At 39.5% G+C, this 17,702-nt stretch carries 16 protein-coding genes; all 16 read left to right on the top strand.

The window, feature by feature from the left end; all coding sequences use genetic code 11:
* Positions 1–10 precede the first annotated feature (10 nt).
* On the top strand, positions 11–2,065 hold the full coding sequence (locus BLS20_RS06680) for a hybrid sensor histidine kinase/response regulator (protein WP_090173531.1): 2,055 nt from the start codon (positions 11–13) through the stop codon (positions 2,063–2,065).
* Positions 2,066–2,288: 223 nt separating this feature from the next.
* Positions 2,289–4,916 carry a calcium-translocating P-type ATPase, PMCA-type gene (locus tag BLS20_RS06675; RefSeq protein ID WP_242870542.1) on the top strand — a complete coding sequence of 876 codons (2,628 nt, stop codon included), beginning with the start codon at positions 2,289–2,291 and terminating at the stop codon, positions 4,914–4,916.
* An 81-nt stretch (positions 4,917–4,997) separates the two neighbouring features.
* On the top strand, positions 4,998–5,363 hold the full coding sequence (locus tag BLS20_RS06670) for a GntR family transcriptional regulator (protein WP_090173527.1): 366 nt from the start codon (positions 4,998–5,000) through the stop codon (positions 5,361–5,363).
* A gap of 11 nt (positions 5,364–5,374) precedes the next feature.
* Positions 5,375–6,082: an ABC transporter ATP-binding protein gene (locus BLS20_RS06665; protein WP_090173663.1), complete on the top strand. Its 708-nt coding sequence runs from the start codon at positions 5,375–5,377 to the stop codon at positions 6,080–6,082.
* Positions 6,076–6,861, top strand: coding sequence for a hypothetical protein (locus BLS20_RS06660; RefSeq protein ID WP_090173525.1), 786 nt, complete (start codon positions 6,076–6,078; stop codon positions 6,859–6,861). The genes BLS20_RS06665 and BLS20_RS06660 overlap by 7 nt, the downstream gene beginning before the upstream one ends.
* Positions 6,862–6,873: 12 nt before the next feature.
* Positions 6,874–7,353, top strand: a complete 480-nt coding sequence (rlmH, locus tag BLS20_RS06655; RefSeq protein WP_090173522.1) for a 23S rRNA (pseudouridine(1915)-N(3))-methyltransferase RlmH — start codon at positions 6,874–6,876, stop codon at positions 7,351–7,353.
* Between the two features lie 156 nt (positions 7,354–7,509).
* Complete coding sequence (locus BLS20_RS06650) at positions 7,510–8,610, top strand: HD-GYP domain-containing protein (protein ID WP_176762321.1); 1,101 nt, start codon at positions 7,510–7,512, stop codon at positions 8,608–8,610.
* A 189-nt stretch (positions 8,611–8,799) separates the two neighbouring features.
* Positions 8,800–10,176, top strand: a complete 1,377-nt coding sequence (locus BLS20_RS06645) for a S1C family serine protease (RefSeq protein ID WP_090173518.1) — start codon at positions 8,800–8,802, stop codon at positions 10,174–10,176.
* Positions 10,177–10,508: 332 nt separating this feature from the next.
* Positions 10,509–11,012 (top strand): GreA/GreB family elongation factor, encoded by a 504-nt coding sequence (locus BLS20_RS06640; RefSeq protein ID WP_090173516.1) that lies wholly within the window; start codon positions 10,509–10,511, stop codon positions 11,010–11,012.
* A 12-nt stretch (positions 11,013–11,024) separates the two neighbouring features.
* Entirely contained in the window at positions 11,025–11,789 is a 765-nt protein-coding gene (gene lepB / locus BLS20_RS06635) for a signal peptidase I (RefSeq protein ID WP_242870541.1), read from the top strand.
* Positions 11,790–11,926: 137 nt separating this feature from the next.
* On the top strand, positions 11,927–12,604 hold the full coding sequence (locus tag BLS20_RS06630) for a CoA transferase subunit A (protein WP_090173514.1): 678 nt from the start codon (positions 11,927–11,929) through the stop codon (positions 12,602–12,604).
* A gap of 1 nt (position 12,605) precedes the next feature.
* Positions 12,606–13,262 (top strand): 3-oxoacid CoA-transferase subunit B, encoded by a 657-nt coding sequence (locus BLS20_RS06625; protein WP_090173511.1) that lies wholly within the window; start codon positions 12,606–12,608, stop codon positions 13,260–13,262.
* A gap of 156 nt (positions 13,263–13,418) precedes the next feature.
* Positions 13,419–13,694, top strand: a complete 276-nt coding sequence (locus BLS20_RS06620; protein ID WP_090173510.1) for a hypothetical protein — start codon at positions 13,419–13,421, stop codon at positions 13,692–13,694.
* On the top strand, positions 13,691–15,571 hold the full coding sequence (locus BLS20_RS06615) for a glycerophosphodiester phosphodiesterase family protein (protein ID WP_090173508.1): 1,881 nt from the start codon (positions 13,691–13,693) through the stop codon (positions 15,569–15,571). Before BLS20_RS06620 ends, BLS20_RS06615 begins: the two co-directional genes overlap by 4 nt.
* Before the next feature lie 151 nt (positions 15,572–15,722).
* Positions 15,723–16,379 carry a GTP pyrophosphokinase gene (locus BLS20_RS06610; RefSeq protein WP_090173506.1) on the top strand — a complete coding sequence of 219 codons (657 nt, stop codon included), beginning with the start codon at positions 15,723–15,725 and terminating at the stop codon, positions 16,377–16,379.
* The gene (gene serS, locus BLS20_RS06605; RefSeq protein WP_090173504.1) at positions 16,376–17,656 is read left to right on the top strand and encodes a serine--tRNA ligase; all 1,281 of its coding nucleotides are present in this window, start codon (positions 16,376–16,378) and stop codon (positions 17,654–17,656) included. The genes BLS20_RS06610 and serS overlap by 4 nt, the downstream gene beginning before the upstream one ends.
* The last annotated feature ends 46 nt before the right edge of the window (positions 17,657–17,702 follow it).

Raw genomic sequence — 17,702 nt, 5'->3', positions numbered from 1 at the left:
AGGAATAAAAATGAAAGGAAACGATACGACGTTATTACAGGCTCTGTTTTCTAAGTACCTTCTCGTATATGAGGTGAATCTCAATAAAGATACCATTGAGGTCATTTATGAAACGAAAGAATATGGAACTTTTGGTATGGACCGGGAGGGAATCTATTCGGAGTTTAATGAGAAGTATACGAAAGAACGTGTGAATGAACAGTTTGTAAAAGAACGAGAAGCATTCGGTACGATTGAATATTTAAAGACAGCGCTATCGGTGAAGGAAAGCATAGAGATGTCATACACCGTAAACTACGGTAAATGGCGTAAATGTGTATTTATCCGCGAAGAGCTGGAAGAAGGCGTACCGGCAAAAGCGCTTATGTGCTTTGAAAAATTAAAAGACGATAGCGAACAGGCTTATTGGTCAGCGAATACAGCGGTGGAAAACAGTAATTATTTGCAGCTGATGGAAGCTCTGTGTTCAAACTATGCCATGGTTTTTTGCTGGAATCTCGCGGATGATTCTTATGAAGTTGTTAGAAAGACCAAGATGATTTCGGATATGACTTATGGACGAGATAAGGAAAATCTGGGATTTTCTGATATTTTAATAGAAATGATAAAGCATGAAGTGTACGAAGAAGATCGCGCAGCACTTATTAATAATGTGGATGTTGAAAAGATTCGGGAACGTCTGCGCCTTGATCGCTCGGTAGTAGAAGATTTTCGAATCGGACACGATCTTGCAACGACACGATATTGCAAGATTAAACTTGTCAGAATTGGATCAGAAGGTCCAATTGAGCGATTGGTTGTCGGCATTACAGACATGGATGATAGCATACGTCAGGGAATCAAAAGACGCAGTATTTTGGAAAATGCACTAAAAGAAGCAAATCAGGTCAATGAAGCAAAAACCATTTTTTTATCAAATATGTCACATGATATTCGAACACCGATGAATGCAATTGTTGGATATGTGGCTTTGGCTATGGCTGATTTTGATGATCGCGATGCGGTAAGAGAATACTTAGATAGAATCATGCTATCTTCAAGACATATGCTTGATCTGATTAATGAAGTGTTGGATTTGGTTCGAATCGAGAGCGGCTGGACAGCTATGGACGATACTGCGGAAAATATGTCGCAGATTATTTCGGAAGTGGAAGCGATGATTCGCACAAAGACGGATAAAAAGAATCAGGTTTTTGTTGTTAAGAATGAGATTCAAGAAGACGCTGTCTTGTGTGATCGGTTGCGAGTGCTTCAGATACTACAAAACCTACTGACAAATGCCAGTGACTATTCGCCGACAGGTGGAACGGTTACCTTGGAAGTGTCACAAAGGAGTTATGCTCCGAATGGATATATCGGCTATAAATTTTTGGTTTCAGATAATGGAATCGGAATGGAAGAAGCTTTCCAGGCACATTTATTTGAACCGTTTGAACGGGAGAACACAACGACGGAAAGTGGTGTGGCCGGAATCGGACTTGGCCTGGCAATTGTGAAACAGCTTGTGGAAATGATGGGTGGAACAATTTCATTTAAGAGTATCAAAGGTCAGGGAACCACATTTATTGTATTTTTGGAATTTAAGGTTGCCTCTCAAAAGCATGAGGAAAAAGTCGAACAAACGGATTTGGAAGAAGATGTGAAAAAGAGCATCACACATTTACAGACTCCGATTTTTGAGGGACGTCGATTCCTGGCTGTTGAAGACAATTTGATTAATCTGGAAATTATATCGAAGATTCTGAATCATATGGGAGCAGAGGTAGAAAGCGCTATTGATGGAAAACAGGCAGTGGATAAGGTGAGTGCTACAAAACCGGGCTACTATGATTGTGTATTAATGGATGTGCAGATGCCGGTTATGGATGGATATGAGTCTACAAGGCAGATTCGCGCATTGGAGAATCAAGATCTTGCAAATGTACCGATTATAGGTGTCAGCGCAAATGTATTTAAAGAAGACAGAATCAAAGGTCGCGAAGCAGGCATGAACGCATATATTGCGAAACCGATTGATATCAGCGAATTAAAAGAGATTATTAAAAATACAATTGAAGGAAATTAGGCGGTCGGATGTCTTGACGTTGCCAAGAGGATTGTGATATATTGTACAAACAACTAAACCAAGAGTGAGGGAGTAGTAGCGTATTGCATTACGTGGCAAGTCAACATCCTGGCGCAAGCCTGGCTTGTCTTAAATCACGAGACTCGCGTATTATTTTGTATGTCATAAGGACATGCAGATGATACGTGAGTCTTTTTATTTTGATAGAAAGGAATTGTTTATAGTGTATACAAAAACAAGACAGGAAGTTCTTAAGCAATTAGGCGTTGCAAGGGAACAAGGATTGACAAAGGAACAAGTGAAAATATCCTGGCAAAAGTATGGGGCGAATACTTTTTTCAGACATAAAAAGGAATCGATGCTTAGGAGAATCTTTGAGGCATCTACAGAGCCAATGCTTCTTATGCTGATTGCAGCAGCTGTAATTACGCTGTTTGTAAATATTTCACGCTTTATAAAGGGCGGGGAATATAATTTTCTAGAGTGCCTGGGAATTTTTGTGGCAATAGCGCTTTCGGTCGTGATAACAATCATCACGGAGGGCAAGAGCGAAAAAGCATTTGAGGCATTAAATCGCATAAATGAAGATACACTCGTTAAGGTGCTGCGAGAAGGAAAGGTGCAACTGGTTGCGCAAAGAGAGATTGTGGTAGGCGATATTCTCTTGATAGAAACGGGAGATAAGATTGTTGCGGATGGAAGAATCCTTGAGGCAAATGATTTATCGGTAGATGAATCTGCGCTTACCGGAGAAAGCGTGCCGGTAAGTAAGGATGCTGCGGTAGTCTGTCCGTGCGAAACACCTGTGGCAGAACGATGTAATATGGTTTATAGCGGGTGTTTCGTTTCGGGAGGGAATGCTTCGTTTGTGGTTACGGCAGTTGGAAATGAGACGCAATTTGGTAAGATTGCAAAAGAATTATCTTCTATCGAAAAGACAACAACTCCATTGCAGGAAAAATTAGATAAGTTAGGAAAGCTGATTACCGTATTGGGATGTTCGGCAGCAGCGGCCGCGTTTATGATTCAAATCGTGCAATTCATTCAGCATAACGAAATATCTTTGGATACGGTTTCGGATGCATTTATTACCAGTATTGTTTTGATTGTGGCAGCAGTACCGGAGGGACTTCCAACCATTGTTGCAGTGTCGTTGGCTTTGAATATCATCAAGATGACAGGCGAAAAAGCATTGGTAAAGAAGATGGTGGCTTGTGAAACAATCGGTTGTGTGAATATTATTTGCTCGGATAAGACCGGAACACTGACCGATAACAAGATGACGGTGCAACAGATTTATCATGACGGCCGGATGATAGAGGCTAATCAGATAAAAGAACCGCTGCTGATTCATAATTTTTGCCTTAATTCAAATGCGAATATATTGATAGAAGAAGGAGTAGAACGCTTTATTGGGAATCCAACAGAAGGTGCACTTCTTGTAGCTGCCAAAAAAGCCGGATACAATTATAAACAGCTTAGAAAACAAAGCCGAATCATTCATACATATCCATTTTCCTCGCAAAATAAAGATATGAGTACCGTAGTTATGGAATCGTTTGGACTTACACTTTATACAAAGGGAAATCCGGAAAAGATTCTAAAGCTTTGTAAGGAAAGAGAAGATGTGCAATACAACAAAATAATGGAAATGATGGAACAGTATCAAAGAAAAGGTGGAAGGATTCTTGCGTTTGCACATAAGATGCTCGATAAGTGGGAAGATGATGAGCAAGATCAGATAGAAAAAGACCTGGAATTTGATGGATTTACCGTCATATCGGATCCGCTCAGCAAAGAGGTAAACGAAGCAATTTTAAAATGTCAAGCGGCTGGAATCGAGGTTATGATGCTGACAGGAGATAATATCCTAACGGCCTGTTCCATAGCGAATGAATTGCATATGTTAGATGATGAGCATATAGCTGTGGAAGCATCGCAAATCGAAAATCTTTCGGATGAGCAGCTAAAAGAAAAGCTGAAAAAGATTAAGGTGATAGCCAGAAGTACGCCGCTTTTAAAACTTCGAATTGTAAAACTGTTAAAACAACAGGGGAATGTTGTTGCGGTTACGGGAGATGGAATAAATGATGCTCCGGCAATCAAACATGCTGATGCAGGAATTGCAATGGGAATTGCAGGAACAGAAGTGACAAAAGAAGCAAGTGATATTGTGCTTTTGGATGATTCGTTTATGACCATTGTCAAGGCCGTGCAGTGGGGACGCGGTATCTATGAGAACTTTAAGCGGTTTATTATGTTTCAGCTGACGGTAAATGTATCTTCGGTTGTAGTTGTGATTGCGTCCATCTTGTGTGGCTTTGAGACGCCGTTTTCAGCATTGGATCTCCTATGGATTAATATTATTATGGACGGACCGCCGGCGCTGACACTTGGACTTGAGCCTATTCGGGAAGATTTACTTAAGAGACCGCCGACAAAGAGAAGTGAAAATATTCTTACCAAACAGATGCTGGTAAGAATTTTTGTAAATGGATTGTTTATTTCTGCGGTTTTTATGTTACAACATGTTACGAACTTTTTGGGAGCAAATCCACAGCAGGAAAAGACCGTCTTGTTTACCTTGTTTGTTGTATTTCAACTTTTTAATGCGTTTAATTGCAGAGAGCTTGATAACACGTCGGTATTCAAATATTTCTTCCGAAATAAATTAATGTTAGGGATTTTTTTGTTTGTTCTGATTTTGCAATTTGTCATAACGCAGATTGGAGGAGCGGTGTTTGAAACTGTGCCGGTAGATGGTTTGATGTGGGGCAAGATATTGCTGACCGGTCTAAGTGTTACTGTGTTAAATGAAGTGATTAAAACGATAAAAAGAAAATGCGCCTAATTGTATTGACACAATAATACAGTTGCGTTATTGTATTTGTGTACTAAGTAAGTAATACAATAATGTGAAGGAGTAAGCGATATGGCGTGGAATTTGGATAATAATAGAGCAATTTATTTGCAACTTATGAACGAAATCGAACGCCGCATCATTAAGGGTCAATATTTGCCCGGTACAAGACTGGATTCTGTGAGAGAGCTGGCAGCAGAAGCCGGTGTGAATCCGAACACGATGCAGAAGGCGTTGGCAGAGCTTGAACGAAGTGGTCTTGTCTATTCGCAGCGAACAAGTGGCAGATTTGTTACCGATGATGGGGAAAGGATTGAAAGAATGAGAAGCGATATGGCGAAGCGTGCGGCGAAAGAATTTTTAAAGCACATGAGAGAACTTGGATTTTCGGCTGAGGAAATCAAGCAAATTTTGGATGCTGTAGAGGAGGAGGGCTAGTTATGGAAGAGATGAGGAATGTTCCAATCTTGCAATGCAAGGATTTGACTAAGAATTATGGAACCAATAAGAATGCACTATCAGATTTTAATCTTTCTTTATATCCGGGACGGATTGTTGGATTGCTTGGACCAAACGGAAGCGGCAAGACGACATTTATGAAATTGGCCAATGGGATTTTGGTTCCGACTAAGGGTGAGATTACATTGGATGGTTATGCACCTTCAGAGAAAACGAAGGCATTTGTTTCGTATCTTCCGGATGCGGATTATCTTCCGGATTGGATGAATGTTGATAATCTGGTTAAGATGTTTTGTGATTTCTTTGAAGATTTTGATAAAGAAAAGGCAGTATCTATGATGCAAACCTTGAATATTGAAGGCAAGATGAAGCTGAAACATCTATCAAAGGGAAATAAAGAAAAGGTTCAATTGATTTTGGCAATGAGTCGTAAGGCGAAGATTTATTTTCTTGATGAGCCAATTGGAGGCGTGGATCCTGCAGCTAGAGATTATATCCTGACGACCATCATCCAGAATTATTCGGAGGATTCATTAGTTGTAATCTCAACGCATCTTATAGCTGACGTGGAACGTGTGCTGGATGAAGTTGTAATGATTGGCGGAGGTCAGTTTATTTGTCACAGAAGTGTGGATGAACTTCGGCAAAATGAGGGAAAATCGGTAGATGAATATTTTAGGGAGGTATTCAGATGTTAGGAAAATTAATAAAATATGATTTGCGTGCTGCCGGACGGATGCTGATTTTTTTGTATATCGCGGTACTTGCGATGGCTGTAGTGTTTGGCTTTAGTTTGAAAAATATGGTTTCTTCGGATTATTATTTTGCAGTTGGCGGTACTGATACCTTAAATGTGATAGTTACGATTATTTACATTGTACTTTTGGTTGTGATGCTACTTCTTACTTTTGTAATGATTGTTAGGCAGTTTTATAAGAATATGTTATGTGGTCAAGGGTATTTAATGAATGCACTTCCGGTCAAGACATGGATGCATCTTGCAAGTAAGACAATCACGGGATTTATCTGGGCAATTGTTTCATCCATAGTTTCGATACTCTCACTTTTGATTGCGCTTTGTATTTCACAGGAATACGCTAGCATATGGGCGGTAATTCAAGAAGTGTTACAAACGTTTCCGCATACACTTATAGCATTGTATGCAGCGGGATTATTTGTGGGAGCGATAGGCAGCGTTCTTATGATTTATCTGGCTTTGATGCTTGGCAATCTGTTTAATAAGCATAAATTAGGTATGGCGATATTAATGTTTATTGTGCTTTTGATAGGAACCGGTTCGGTACGTTCTGTGGTATGGATGACAACAGCCGGATGGCTAGGGGATGATGCCTATTTGTTTGATGAATATTTCATGATAGATGCTGCTGCTGCACAAGTTGTTCTTGCGGCTGTGATGGCGGTTGTATTTTGGATTGTTACCAATTGGCTTATGAAAAAGAAATTAAATCTAGACTAGGTGATTGTAGTTATGAAAATTGACATTTGTTGTGTGGGCAAGATAAAAGAAGCATATTATAAGGATGCAATAAAAGAATATGTAAAGCGTTTGTCAAGATATACCACTCTTAATATTCTAGAGGTCGCAGATGAAAAAACGCCGGATGGAATAAGCGAGACGGCGCAGATACAGATTAAGGACAAGGAAGGCGAACGCCTTATGTCGAAAATCAAAGAGGAAGCTTATGTGATAGCACTTGCGATTGATGGGACGAAGAAAAGTTCGGAAAAGATGGCGCGGGATTTGGAGCGGCTTACCATTGAGGGGAAGAGTCATATACAATTTGTAATAGGCGGTTCGTTAGGACTTTCCAATCAGGTGTTGAAAAGAGCAGATGCGAAGCTTAGCTTTTCTGATCTGACATTTCCTCATCAGCTGATGAGAGTGATTTTACTAGAACAAATCTATAGAAGCTTTCGTATTATTCATCATGAGCCATATCACAAATAAGAAATAATGCAGGATGTTTTGTGTCTGAGAAACGGTGCAAAACATCCTTTTTACAATGATTTATGTAGTATTTGTTGTCGCATAAGGGGTTAAATGATATACTTGAAATACCAATGTATGTTAGAAGATTATGTTGGGATGAGAGGGATTATTACTATGAAATTCGTAAAAAAAGAAGAGCTTAAATTAGGCATGCGAATTGCAAAATCGATCTATAACGAGAAGGGAGTATTGTTATATGAGAGAGGATCGGCATTGGTGCCAGCTGCGCTTCAAATGCTACAGAATAATGATTTGTTCGGGGTGTATATATTGGATGCAACAGAGCCAATACCGCCGATGACAGATGAAGAGATTGAGTTTGAGCGCGTGCAGACGCTTCAGTGGGCGGAATTGAAAAAGGCGCTGGAATCGATAGCAGAGGGCGGTGATTTTAGCCAAATTGAACCGCTGGCTATGACAATTGAGAATATGTATTCGAACCTGAAGAAGCGAATTACATTTTTTCAGACGCTTAGAGGACCATCCGATCAATATTTTAAGCATTCGGTGAATGTGGCTTCGCTGACTTGTATGGTTGCAAATCGCTTGAATATTCATTATAAGGAGATTTATCCAATAATATGTGCGGCTCTTGTGCATGATGTTGGAAAGCTTTATGTGGATCCGGAGATTTTATATAAACCGGACAAGCTTACAGAATCAGAACTTAAAGAAGTTAGGGAAGCAGAGATTAGGGGATATAATCTCATTCGTAATAATATGGGGATATCAGCAACGATTCGAAGATATATTACCCAGTTTTATCAGATTTCCATGGAAAAAAGATCTGGTGGAATGTTTGATTCTTCTAAATATTTATTGGGAACGCAGATTCTTAAGACGATGGATCTGTTTGATCTTATGACCTCAATGCGTATTTACAAGAAGGAAGAGTCCATATATCGGGCGTGTTGTTATCTGATGGATAATTCGAATGTCTATCCGTCAAAAATTGTGGAAGCATTAGTCAACAGTATTGATGTTATTCCGGCAGGAACCTGTGTGGAATTACATTCCGGAGAGAAGGGGCTTGTCGTTATTGAGGGTGCTAAGGATTTTAGAAAGCCAACTATTTTGAGTTTTAAAGATAATCGGATGTATGATCTTTCGGATCGGAATATTTCGAAAGAATACCATATTAAGGATATCTTGGCCAACTTTGATAATCGAAATAAGATGGATTATGAGACTTTGAAAAAAGTAAAAACAACCTGATGGTAGATGATATTCACCTCTTTGCGTATAGCAGGGAGGTGTTTTTTTCACAAACTGCACACAAAAAAGTCGTGTTCCTTTAAATCTTAAAACACATATACTTCACATTTCATTTCTATACTAAGTTCATAACAAACAAGCAAACAAAATTCATCGCAGGGCGATGAGATGTGAAAGGAGATACATGTTATGGACAATAAATTTGAAAACAATAATTTCTATCAGGCAGGAAGCCCATCTGACAAAATAGTTGATGCTGACGAAGTAACGATTGAGGATATCGATGGAGAGTCGGTATCACAAAAGACAAAGAAGGCAAAGAAAATAAAGATGCCAAAGAAGCCGCTGCTTAAGAAAGGAACTTTTGGAAATAAGCTTATGAAATGCACAGCTATGGCAGCAGCATTCGGATTGGTAGCCGGTGTTGTGTTTACAGGAAGTACATCACTTCTTTCTAGTACGCAGGATACACAGACAACTTCAAATACCAGTGCGACATCATTATCAAATTCAGACAGTACCACAGTGGATAGCACAGATACTTCAGATAGTACAACCGTTACGGATGTATCTACCGTTGTTGAAAATGTAATGCCATCCATTGTAGCAATCACAACCGTGTCGGTTGAAGAATATGCGAATATGTTTGGCCAGTCTGAAAGTTATGAATCAGAAGGTGCGGGTTCAGGAATTATTATAAGTCAGGATGATGACTATTTGTACATTGCTACTAATAATCATGTTGTAGAAGGTGCAACTTCTTTAACGGTACAGTTTGTAGATGATTCTACAGTATCCGGTGAGATTCAGGGAACGGATTCGGATTCAGACCTTGCAGTTGTAAAAGTTGCAATCAGTGATATCGACAGTGCTACATTGTCAGAAATTAAGGTCGCAACACTTGGCGATTCAGATTCTATTGCGGTAGGCGATACTGCCATTGCAATTGGTAATGCGCTTGGTTATGGACAGTCTGTAACAACCGGTGTAATTTCAGCTGTTGACAGAGAAGTAACAACTTCCGATGAGACAACCGGAGAAAGTATTACGAATACTCTGATTCAGACAGATGCAGCAATTAACCCTGGTAACAGTGGTGGTGCGCTTATCAATGCAAACGGAGAAGTAATTGGGATAAATTCATCAAAATATGCAGATACTGATGTAGAAGGTATGGGATTTGCTATTCCGATTTCAGATGCTTCACCGATTCTTCAAGAACTTATTGAAAATGGTTCTACCTCTGATTCCTCAGAAAGTGGAGATGCTTATCTTGGAATTGCCGGTGTAGACGTAACACAGGATATTGCACAGAATTATAACATGCCACAGGGTGCGTATATTTCTCAGGTAGTTAGTGGTAGTGCAGCAGAAGAAGCCGGTCTTTCAGAAGGAATGATTGTAACTGCAATTAACGGAGAAGAAATCACAAGCTTTGAAGATTTATCTTCTTACATTTCCTCAGCATCAGCAGGCGATACCGTTACACTTACGGTTGCCGTTGCTAATGGACAAGAGTATTCTACTCAGGATGTTGAAGTAACACTTGGCTCAAAGACAAATTAAACTCAGTCGGAGAAATCCCCCACCTCTAAGCGTTAGCGTAGGTGGGGGGTATGACAAACTATACTCAGTCGGGGTACAAGCTCCGACTGAGTTAAACGCTCCGCGAGGATGCACACGGATTCGGACAGGAATTTGTCTGCTGAAGCAGACCCGAATCCGGCGCGCAAGACTCGCGAGCGAGTCTTGACAAGATACCATAGATCAAATAGACAGTAAAAAGGTCATTGCCTGCTCGAAAAGAAGAAATTTCGGGCGGTCAGTGACCTTTTTCATTGAAAACAAATACTCTTTCTGTTATAGTAGGAAAAGTAAGAAAAGGCAGGGGAGATTGAATGGGAGAAAGACTCACACAGTCAGATATCGAGAAAATTGAACGCGAAATTGAAGAGCGTAAATTAGAACTTCGACCAAAATTGATTGAAGCTGTAAAGGTTGCCAGAGCGCAGGGGGATTTAAGCGAAAATTTTGAATATCATGCGGCTAAGAAGGATAAAAACCGTAATGAAAGCCGGATTCGATATTTAGAAAGAATGCTTAAGAATGCGATTGTTGTATCGGATAAGTCCGGTAATGATGAAGTCGGAATCAATAATACGATTACGGTTTATTACGAAGAAGATGATGAGGAAGAAACCTTTCGTCTTGTCACCTCGATTCGAGGAAATTCGATGCAGGGCAAGATTAGTATTGAATCTCCGCTCGGGAAAGCAGTAGCTGGTCATAAAGAGGGCGAGCGCGTTATGGTAAAGGTAAATGAGAATTATTCCTATCCGATTGTGATACGAAAGATTGAAAATACGGTGGATGATTCAGAAGATGCAATTCGCGGTTATTAAGAGAGTTTGAAAATGGAAGAAAATAAAAATATAATGCCTCAGGAGAATACTGAGGAAACGACACAGGAACAGACAATTGCACAAAGTGATACAATTTCAGAGTCAGAATATAATGAAGCTCAACAGGTGAGGGCTACTTTGTCAGATGGCGTTTCAAAGGAAGCAGAGAAAGATAATGTAGATATCAAAAAAGAAGTAATCAGCTGGATACGCTTGATTGCGATTGTCATCGTGGTTGTAGTGGTTGTGAAACAATTTGTTATTGTAAATGCGATTGTTCCGACCGGCTCTATGGAGAATACGATTATGCCGGATGACCGCTTAATCGGTTTTAGACTTGCCTACAAAATATCGGAACCACAGCGATATGATATTGCAATCTTTAAATATCCGGTGGACGAAAGCCAGGTCTACATAAAACGTATTATAGGGTTACCTGGAGAAAAGGTAACCATTGAGGATGGTAAGATTTATATCAATGATTCTAAGGAGCCGCTTGACGAGCCATATTTGAAAGAAGAGTGGACGGTAGAGTGTACGGGATACACCTTCGAAGTGCCGGAAGATTGTTATCTGATGCTTGGAGATAACAGAAATATTTCTGCAGACGCCAGATATTGGGCGGATGAGGCTTTGATGAGCGAAATTGCGCAGACGGAAGATGAAGCGGCAGCTTATCAGTATGTATCAAAAGATAAGATTTTGGGAAAAGCAATTGTACGTTATTGGCCATCTATTGAAATGCTGACAGCAGATGAATTGCAACAGGCAGAATAATGAGGCGTAGGCAATTTATAAGATAAATGCCGTTAAGTAAAAGGCATTGAATTATTGGAATAAAAGTGCTAAATTAATAAATGGACGACAATTAGAATTGCCGTATAGATAAAATTAAGTAATTTAGGAGGAACATCATGGCAAAAACAAAAGTGATTTCTGCAAAAGAAGCCGCTGCCTTGATTAAAGATGGCGACACCGTTATGATCGGTGGATTCATGACAAACGGAACGGCTAAGACAATCTGTAACGAAGTTACAGCAAAGAATCTTACAGTTGTATGTAACGACGGTGGATTTGAAAATGAAGGAACAGGACGTTTACTTCACAATGGCTGCATTAAGAGACTGATTGCAACTCATGTAGGTCTTAATAAAGAAGTGGCAACTAAGTTTAATGACGGATCATTAGATTTAAAACTTCAGCCACAGGGAACATTAGCAGAGCAGATCCGTGCAGGCGGAGCTGGACTCGGTGGATTCTTAACACCAACCGGTGTTGGAACAATCGTAGCTGATTCATCATCTCCTACAACACTTGAAGGCAAGGAAGTTGTTGAACTTGATGGAAAAGAATATGTTTTAGAAAAAGCAATTAAGGGTGATGTGGCTATCGTTCAGGCTTATGTGGCTGACGAGTCAGGAAACCTTCGTTATAAAGGTTCTACAAGAAACTTCAATCCTCTGATGGCTTCTGCTGCAACTATTACAATTGCAGAAGTAGAGAAGATCGTTCCTGCAGGAGAGATTGGCCCTGATTATGTAGAAACTCCACATGTATATGTAGATTATTTAGTTGTAAAGGAGGAAGCATAAGATGGAGAGAAGTGAAATTAAACCATTTATCGCAAAGCGTGTAGCAAAAGAAATTCATGATGGCGATGTAGTAAATCTTGGTATCGGACTTCCAACATTGGTGCCGGATTATATTGATCCTTCTATTAAAATTACACTTCAGTCTGAAAATGGATTTATCGGACTGGCAGCAGTAGATGAAAGCAATCCTGATAAGGATTATATTGTAAATGCAGGCGGACAGCCGGCAGGAGTTGAAAAAGACGGAATGTTCTTTGATTCTTCTGTTTCATTTGGAATCATCCGTGGTGGCCATGTAGATGCAACTGTACTTGGTTCTCTTCAGGTTGCTGAAAACGGTGACATTGCAAACTGGATTATCCCGGGCAAGATGGTTCCTGGTATGGGCGGAGCTATGGACCTTGTAGTAGGTGCTAAGAAAGTTATCGTAGCGATGGAACATACACAAAAGGGAGCACCAAAGATTCTTAAAGAGTGTACACTTCCACTTACTGCACAAAAGCAGGTGAACCTGATTATCACAGAGATGGGTGTTATGGAAGTAACTGATAAGGGAATCGTTCTTACAGAATATAACCCTGAATTTACAGTTGAGCAGATTCAGGAAGCTACAGAAGCTGAGCTTATCATTTCTGATGATCTTAAGCCAATGTGCTAATCAATGACGCATATGAAGGGCGGAGGAAATTATTCCTCTGTCCTTTTTTCATAAGAAGACGGTATTTGCATAAATAGGAAAGTCGCTTTGTGGTTGAGAAATGATGGGTGAATGTATATAATTGTTAAAGAAAAATGTATAGACAGGAAATGATGCATGAGAATTTGGTTTAAGATATGGGACAACAGTCACCTTGTAAAAGATACTATCATTGAGGATGTAAGAAAAGAAACCAGAACACATAAAATCTTTGACGCTCTTGACGAGGCTTGCTTGAAATTTGATTTGGCAAGGCCAATTTGGCTGAATGCTACCATTGCGGAGTTTAAGAAACATTCAAAAGCAAGATTTACAAAAGATTGTTTTGTGGAAGAGATAGATTTTGATTATCTTGAAATTCAAGTGATTGAGGAAGACGATTTGTTCGTATGAGAAATGTACTAGATACCATGGCTGGTATTTTTAAATGGATTAATAGAATATGCTATTTGGCCAAGGTGAACTTTTTTACGTTGCTTATATTTGAAGTGATTTATAAATGCGTGGCAGTATTTGTGTTTAAGCCTTTATTACAAGGTTTGTTAGCACTTTTGATAAGAACACAAGGGTTTACTTTTGTGGCGGATAATAATTTTAAGTCTTTTTTGACGAGTCCGCTGATCTGGGTGGGTGTTGTTGTGGCTTTGTTTTTGATCAGCCTATATATGTTATTTGATATATGCTGTATTGTGAGCTGCTTTCATGCATCATACAGAAATCAGAAATTGCCGCTTTTGGAAATGATGCGAAGAGGATATTTGGCAGCAGTTCAAATTCTTCGGCCTAAGAATTACCGGATGATTTTATATTTGCTTTTGATTATCCCAATGAGCCAGCTGTTTACGGTATCGGGAGTATATAAAGGGTTTTCTATGCCTTATTTTGTAATGCAATATATTTCCGATTCAAAAGCGTTACTGGTTTGTTATTTTATCGCTTGTTTATATGTGGAATTGGTTTGTATGCAATGGATTTTTTCGTTTCATCATTTTACCTTAAACAGAGCAACCTTTGTGGAAGCGTCACATGGTAGCCGGGATATGCTTGATAGGAAGAATTTGATTAAGATGGTGGTGATCATGATCATTGGGGATGCAATCATGATCTTGGCGTATTACGGGTTGCTATATGGTTGCGGTGCGATCATTGCGCTTTTGACTACTTTAGCAGATGCATTGCCTTTTTTCTTGCCGATTGTGGCAGAATCCGCTGTTGCAGTAATGATTGATATTGTGGCGGGAATATTTTACTGCTTTTCCATGCCATATGTGTTTTTGCTGATTAGTGGAATGTTCTACTATCTGAAGGAAGAGCAGGGCAGGATGAATGAAGTTCCGGGCAAATTTAAGGTACAGATTAAAGTTTATTTGGAAGATACGAAAATTGCAAAATATTTAATGCGTCGCAAAGGACGACTGGTTGCATTTGGAATAGCCGTTACGTTGGCCGGTAATGTAGCTTATGCAATTCGACAGGAAGCTGTATATAATTCCAATGTAGAGACTTATGTGACAGCACATCGTGGGGCGAGTGCCGACTATCCGGAGAATACGATTGTTGCATTTGAAGGAGCGTTAGAAGAGGGCGCGGATGAAGTGGAGATGGATGTGCATCTTAGTTCTGATGGAGAACCGGTGGTGATTCATGATGCAAATCTGAAAAGAACGACCGGGCTTGATGCGAATGTCTGGGAATTAAAAGCGAGTGAGATTGAGGCTTTAGATGCAGGAAAGTGGTTTTCTGAAGAATTTGAAGGTGTTACAATTCCGGCATTTGAGGAGGTGCTTGAGACTCTAAAAGATAAGGATATTAAGTTAAATGTGGAACTTAAACCGGATGAGGCAACGGATGGCCTTGCAGAGAAGGTGATTGATTTAATCACAGAATATGATATGCAAGATCAATGTCTTCTTTCCTCGCTTAGCTATTCGGAGCTGGAAGATGCAAAAGCTTATGATGAATCGTTTACAACACTTTATATTTCTACAATTTCTTATGGAAATATTTCGGAACTTGATGCGGCAGATGGATTTAGTCTAGAAGCAAGTATGGTGACAAGAAGGCTGATCAAGAAGATTCATAAAAATAACAAGCTGGTATATGTCTGGACGGTAAATGCCGAGTCTATGCAGACGGAGATGTTTGCTTATTATGCGGACGGAATCATTACGGATGATGTCAAGGGTGCACTTAGTATCAAAGACGGTTTGAGTAAAAATACCTATTGGGAAAATTATGTACAACGTTTGGTGAAGCTGTATGAAAAATAAAGCGATGGGAATAATTTCCTACAAAATAATAGGCATATATGATATACTTATGAAAAAAATAAGTGTTTCCTATTGCCAAACCTGGCAAAATGCGATAAACTTTGTAAGGTTATGCTGTGATTAGGTAGGAAGCTGAGAAGGAGATTATGTTATGAGTGAGCCCATTACCTTTAAGGAAGATTTGGATTCCTGGGAAACAGTGATGTTTTTATATAATTCCGCTTTGAAGGAAGTTGGAACGAAGCTGGATATTCTAAACGATGAATTCCAGCATATTCATCAGTATAATCCGATTGAATACATCAAGTCGCGAGTGAAATCACCTGAGAGTATTGTGAAAAAATTAAAGCGTAACGGACATGACACTTCGGTGGACAACATGGTACAATACGTAAATGATATTGCGGGGATTCGTCTTGTGTGCTCTTTTACGTCGGATATTTATCGACTTGCGGAGATGATTGGTAACCAAAGTGATTTGACAGTGTTATCCATTAAAGACTACATAAAGAATCCGAAAGAAAGTGGATATAAAAGTTATCATATGCTGGTAACAGTTCCGATTTTTATGACGGATCGACAGGTAGATGTTAAGGTTGAAATCCAGATTCGAACAATTGCCATGGACTTTTGGGCGAGTTTGGAGCACAAGATATATTATAAGTTCGAAGGAAATGCTCCGGGCTATATCAGTAGAGAATTAAGAGAATGTTCCGGAATCGTTTCGATTCTTGATGAGAAGATGCTTTCATTAAATGAAGCAATATTAAAAGCAAAAGAATTACAGGAGGAAGAGACAACACCATGATAGATATTAAATTCTTACGTGAAAATCCTGAAGTCGTAAAGCAGAATATTAAGAATAAATTTCAAGAACATAAGCTTGCATATGTTGATGAAGTTATTGAACTTGATAAGGAAAAGCGTAAAACGCAGCAGGAAGCAGATGACCTTCGTGCCGGCAAGAATAAACTTTCAAAGCAGATTGGTGCTTTGATGGGACAGGGCAAGAAAGAAGAAGCTGAAGAAGTAAAAAAACAAGTTGCAGCCAATGCGCAAAGACTTGCACAGTTAGAAGCCGCAGAAAAGGACTTAGATGCTAAGATAATGGAACGAATGATGAGCATTCCAAATATTATTGATCCATCTGTTCCGATTGGAAAAGACGACAGCTGTAACGTTGAGATTGAAAAGTTTGGGGAACCGGTGGTTCCTGATTTTGAAGTTCCGTATCATACGGAAATTATGGAACGTTTTAACGGTATTGATTTGGAAAGTGCCGGTAAAGTTGCGGGAAATGGTTTCTACTATCTTATGGGAGATATTGCAAGACTTCACTCTGCAGTGATTTCATATGCGAGAGATTTCATGATTGATCGTGGATTTACCTATTGTGTACCGCCATTTATGATTCGCTCTAACGTTGTTACCGGTGTTATGAGCTTTGAAGAAATGGACGCCATGATGTACAAGATTGAAGGAGAGGATCTTTATTTGATTGGAACCAGTGAACATTCCATGATTGGTAAATTCATTGATACGATTAATGAAGAAGAGAAGCTTCCTTATACTTTGACCAGTTATTCTCCTTGCTTTAGAAAAGAAAAAGGAGCGCATGGTATCGAAGAAAGAGGCGTTTATCGAATTCATCAGTTTGAAAAACAGGAAATGATTGTTGTATGTAAGCCGGAAGAATCCAAGATTTGGTATGATAAGCTTTGGCAAAATACCGTAGACCTCTTTAGAAGTCTTGATATTCCTGTTCGTACGTTGGAATGTTGTTCCGGTGATCTTGCGGATTTGAAAGTGAAATCGTGTGACGTAGAGGCATGGTCTCCTCGTCAGAAGAAATATTTTGAAGTTGGTAGTTGTTCGAATCTTGGCGATGCACAGGCACGTCGGTTAAAGATTCGTGTAAAAGAGGCGAATGGCAAGAAATATTTTGCGCATACGCTGAATAATACAGTGGTTGCACCACCTCGTATGCTGATTGCATTTTTGGAAAATAATCTGAATGCGGATGGAAGTATTAGTATTCCGGAAGCACTTAGACCGTATATGGGTGGTAAGGAAAGAATCGAATAGAAGCAAAGGCGCCTTGAAAAATCTATTTTTCGGCGCCGATTTCTAT

Source organism: Eubacterium oxidoreducens (assembly GCF_900104415.1).
GTDB lineage: Bacteria > Bacillota > Clostridia > Lachnospirales > Lachnospiraceae > Eubacterium_C > Eubacterium_C oxidoreducens.
Note: the sequence above shows the minus strand (reverse complement) of the source record. Positions and strands in the feature narration are given on the sequence as shown.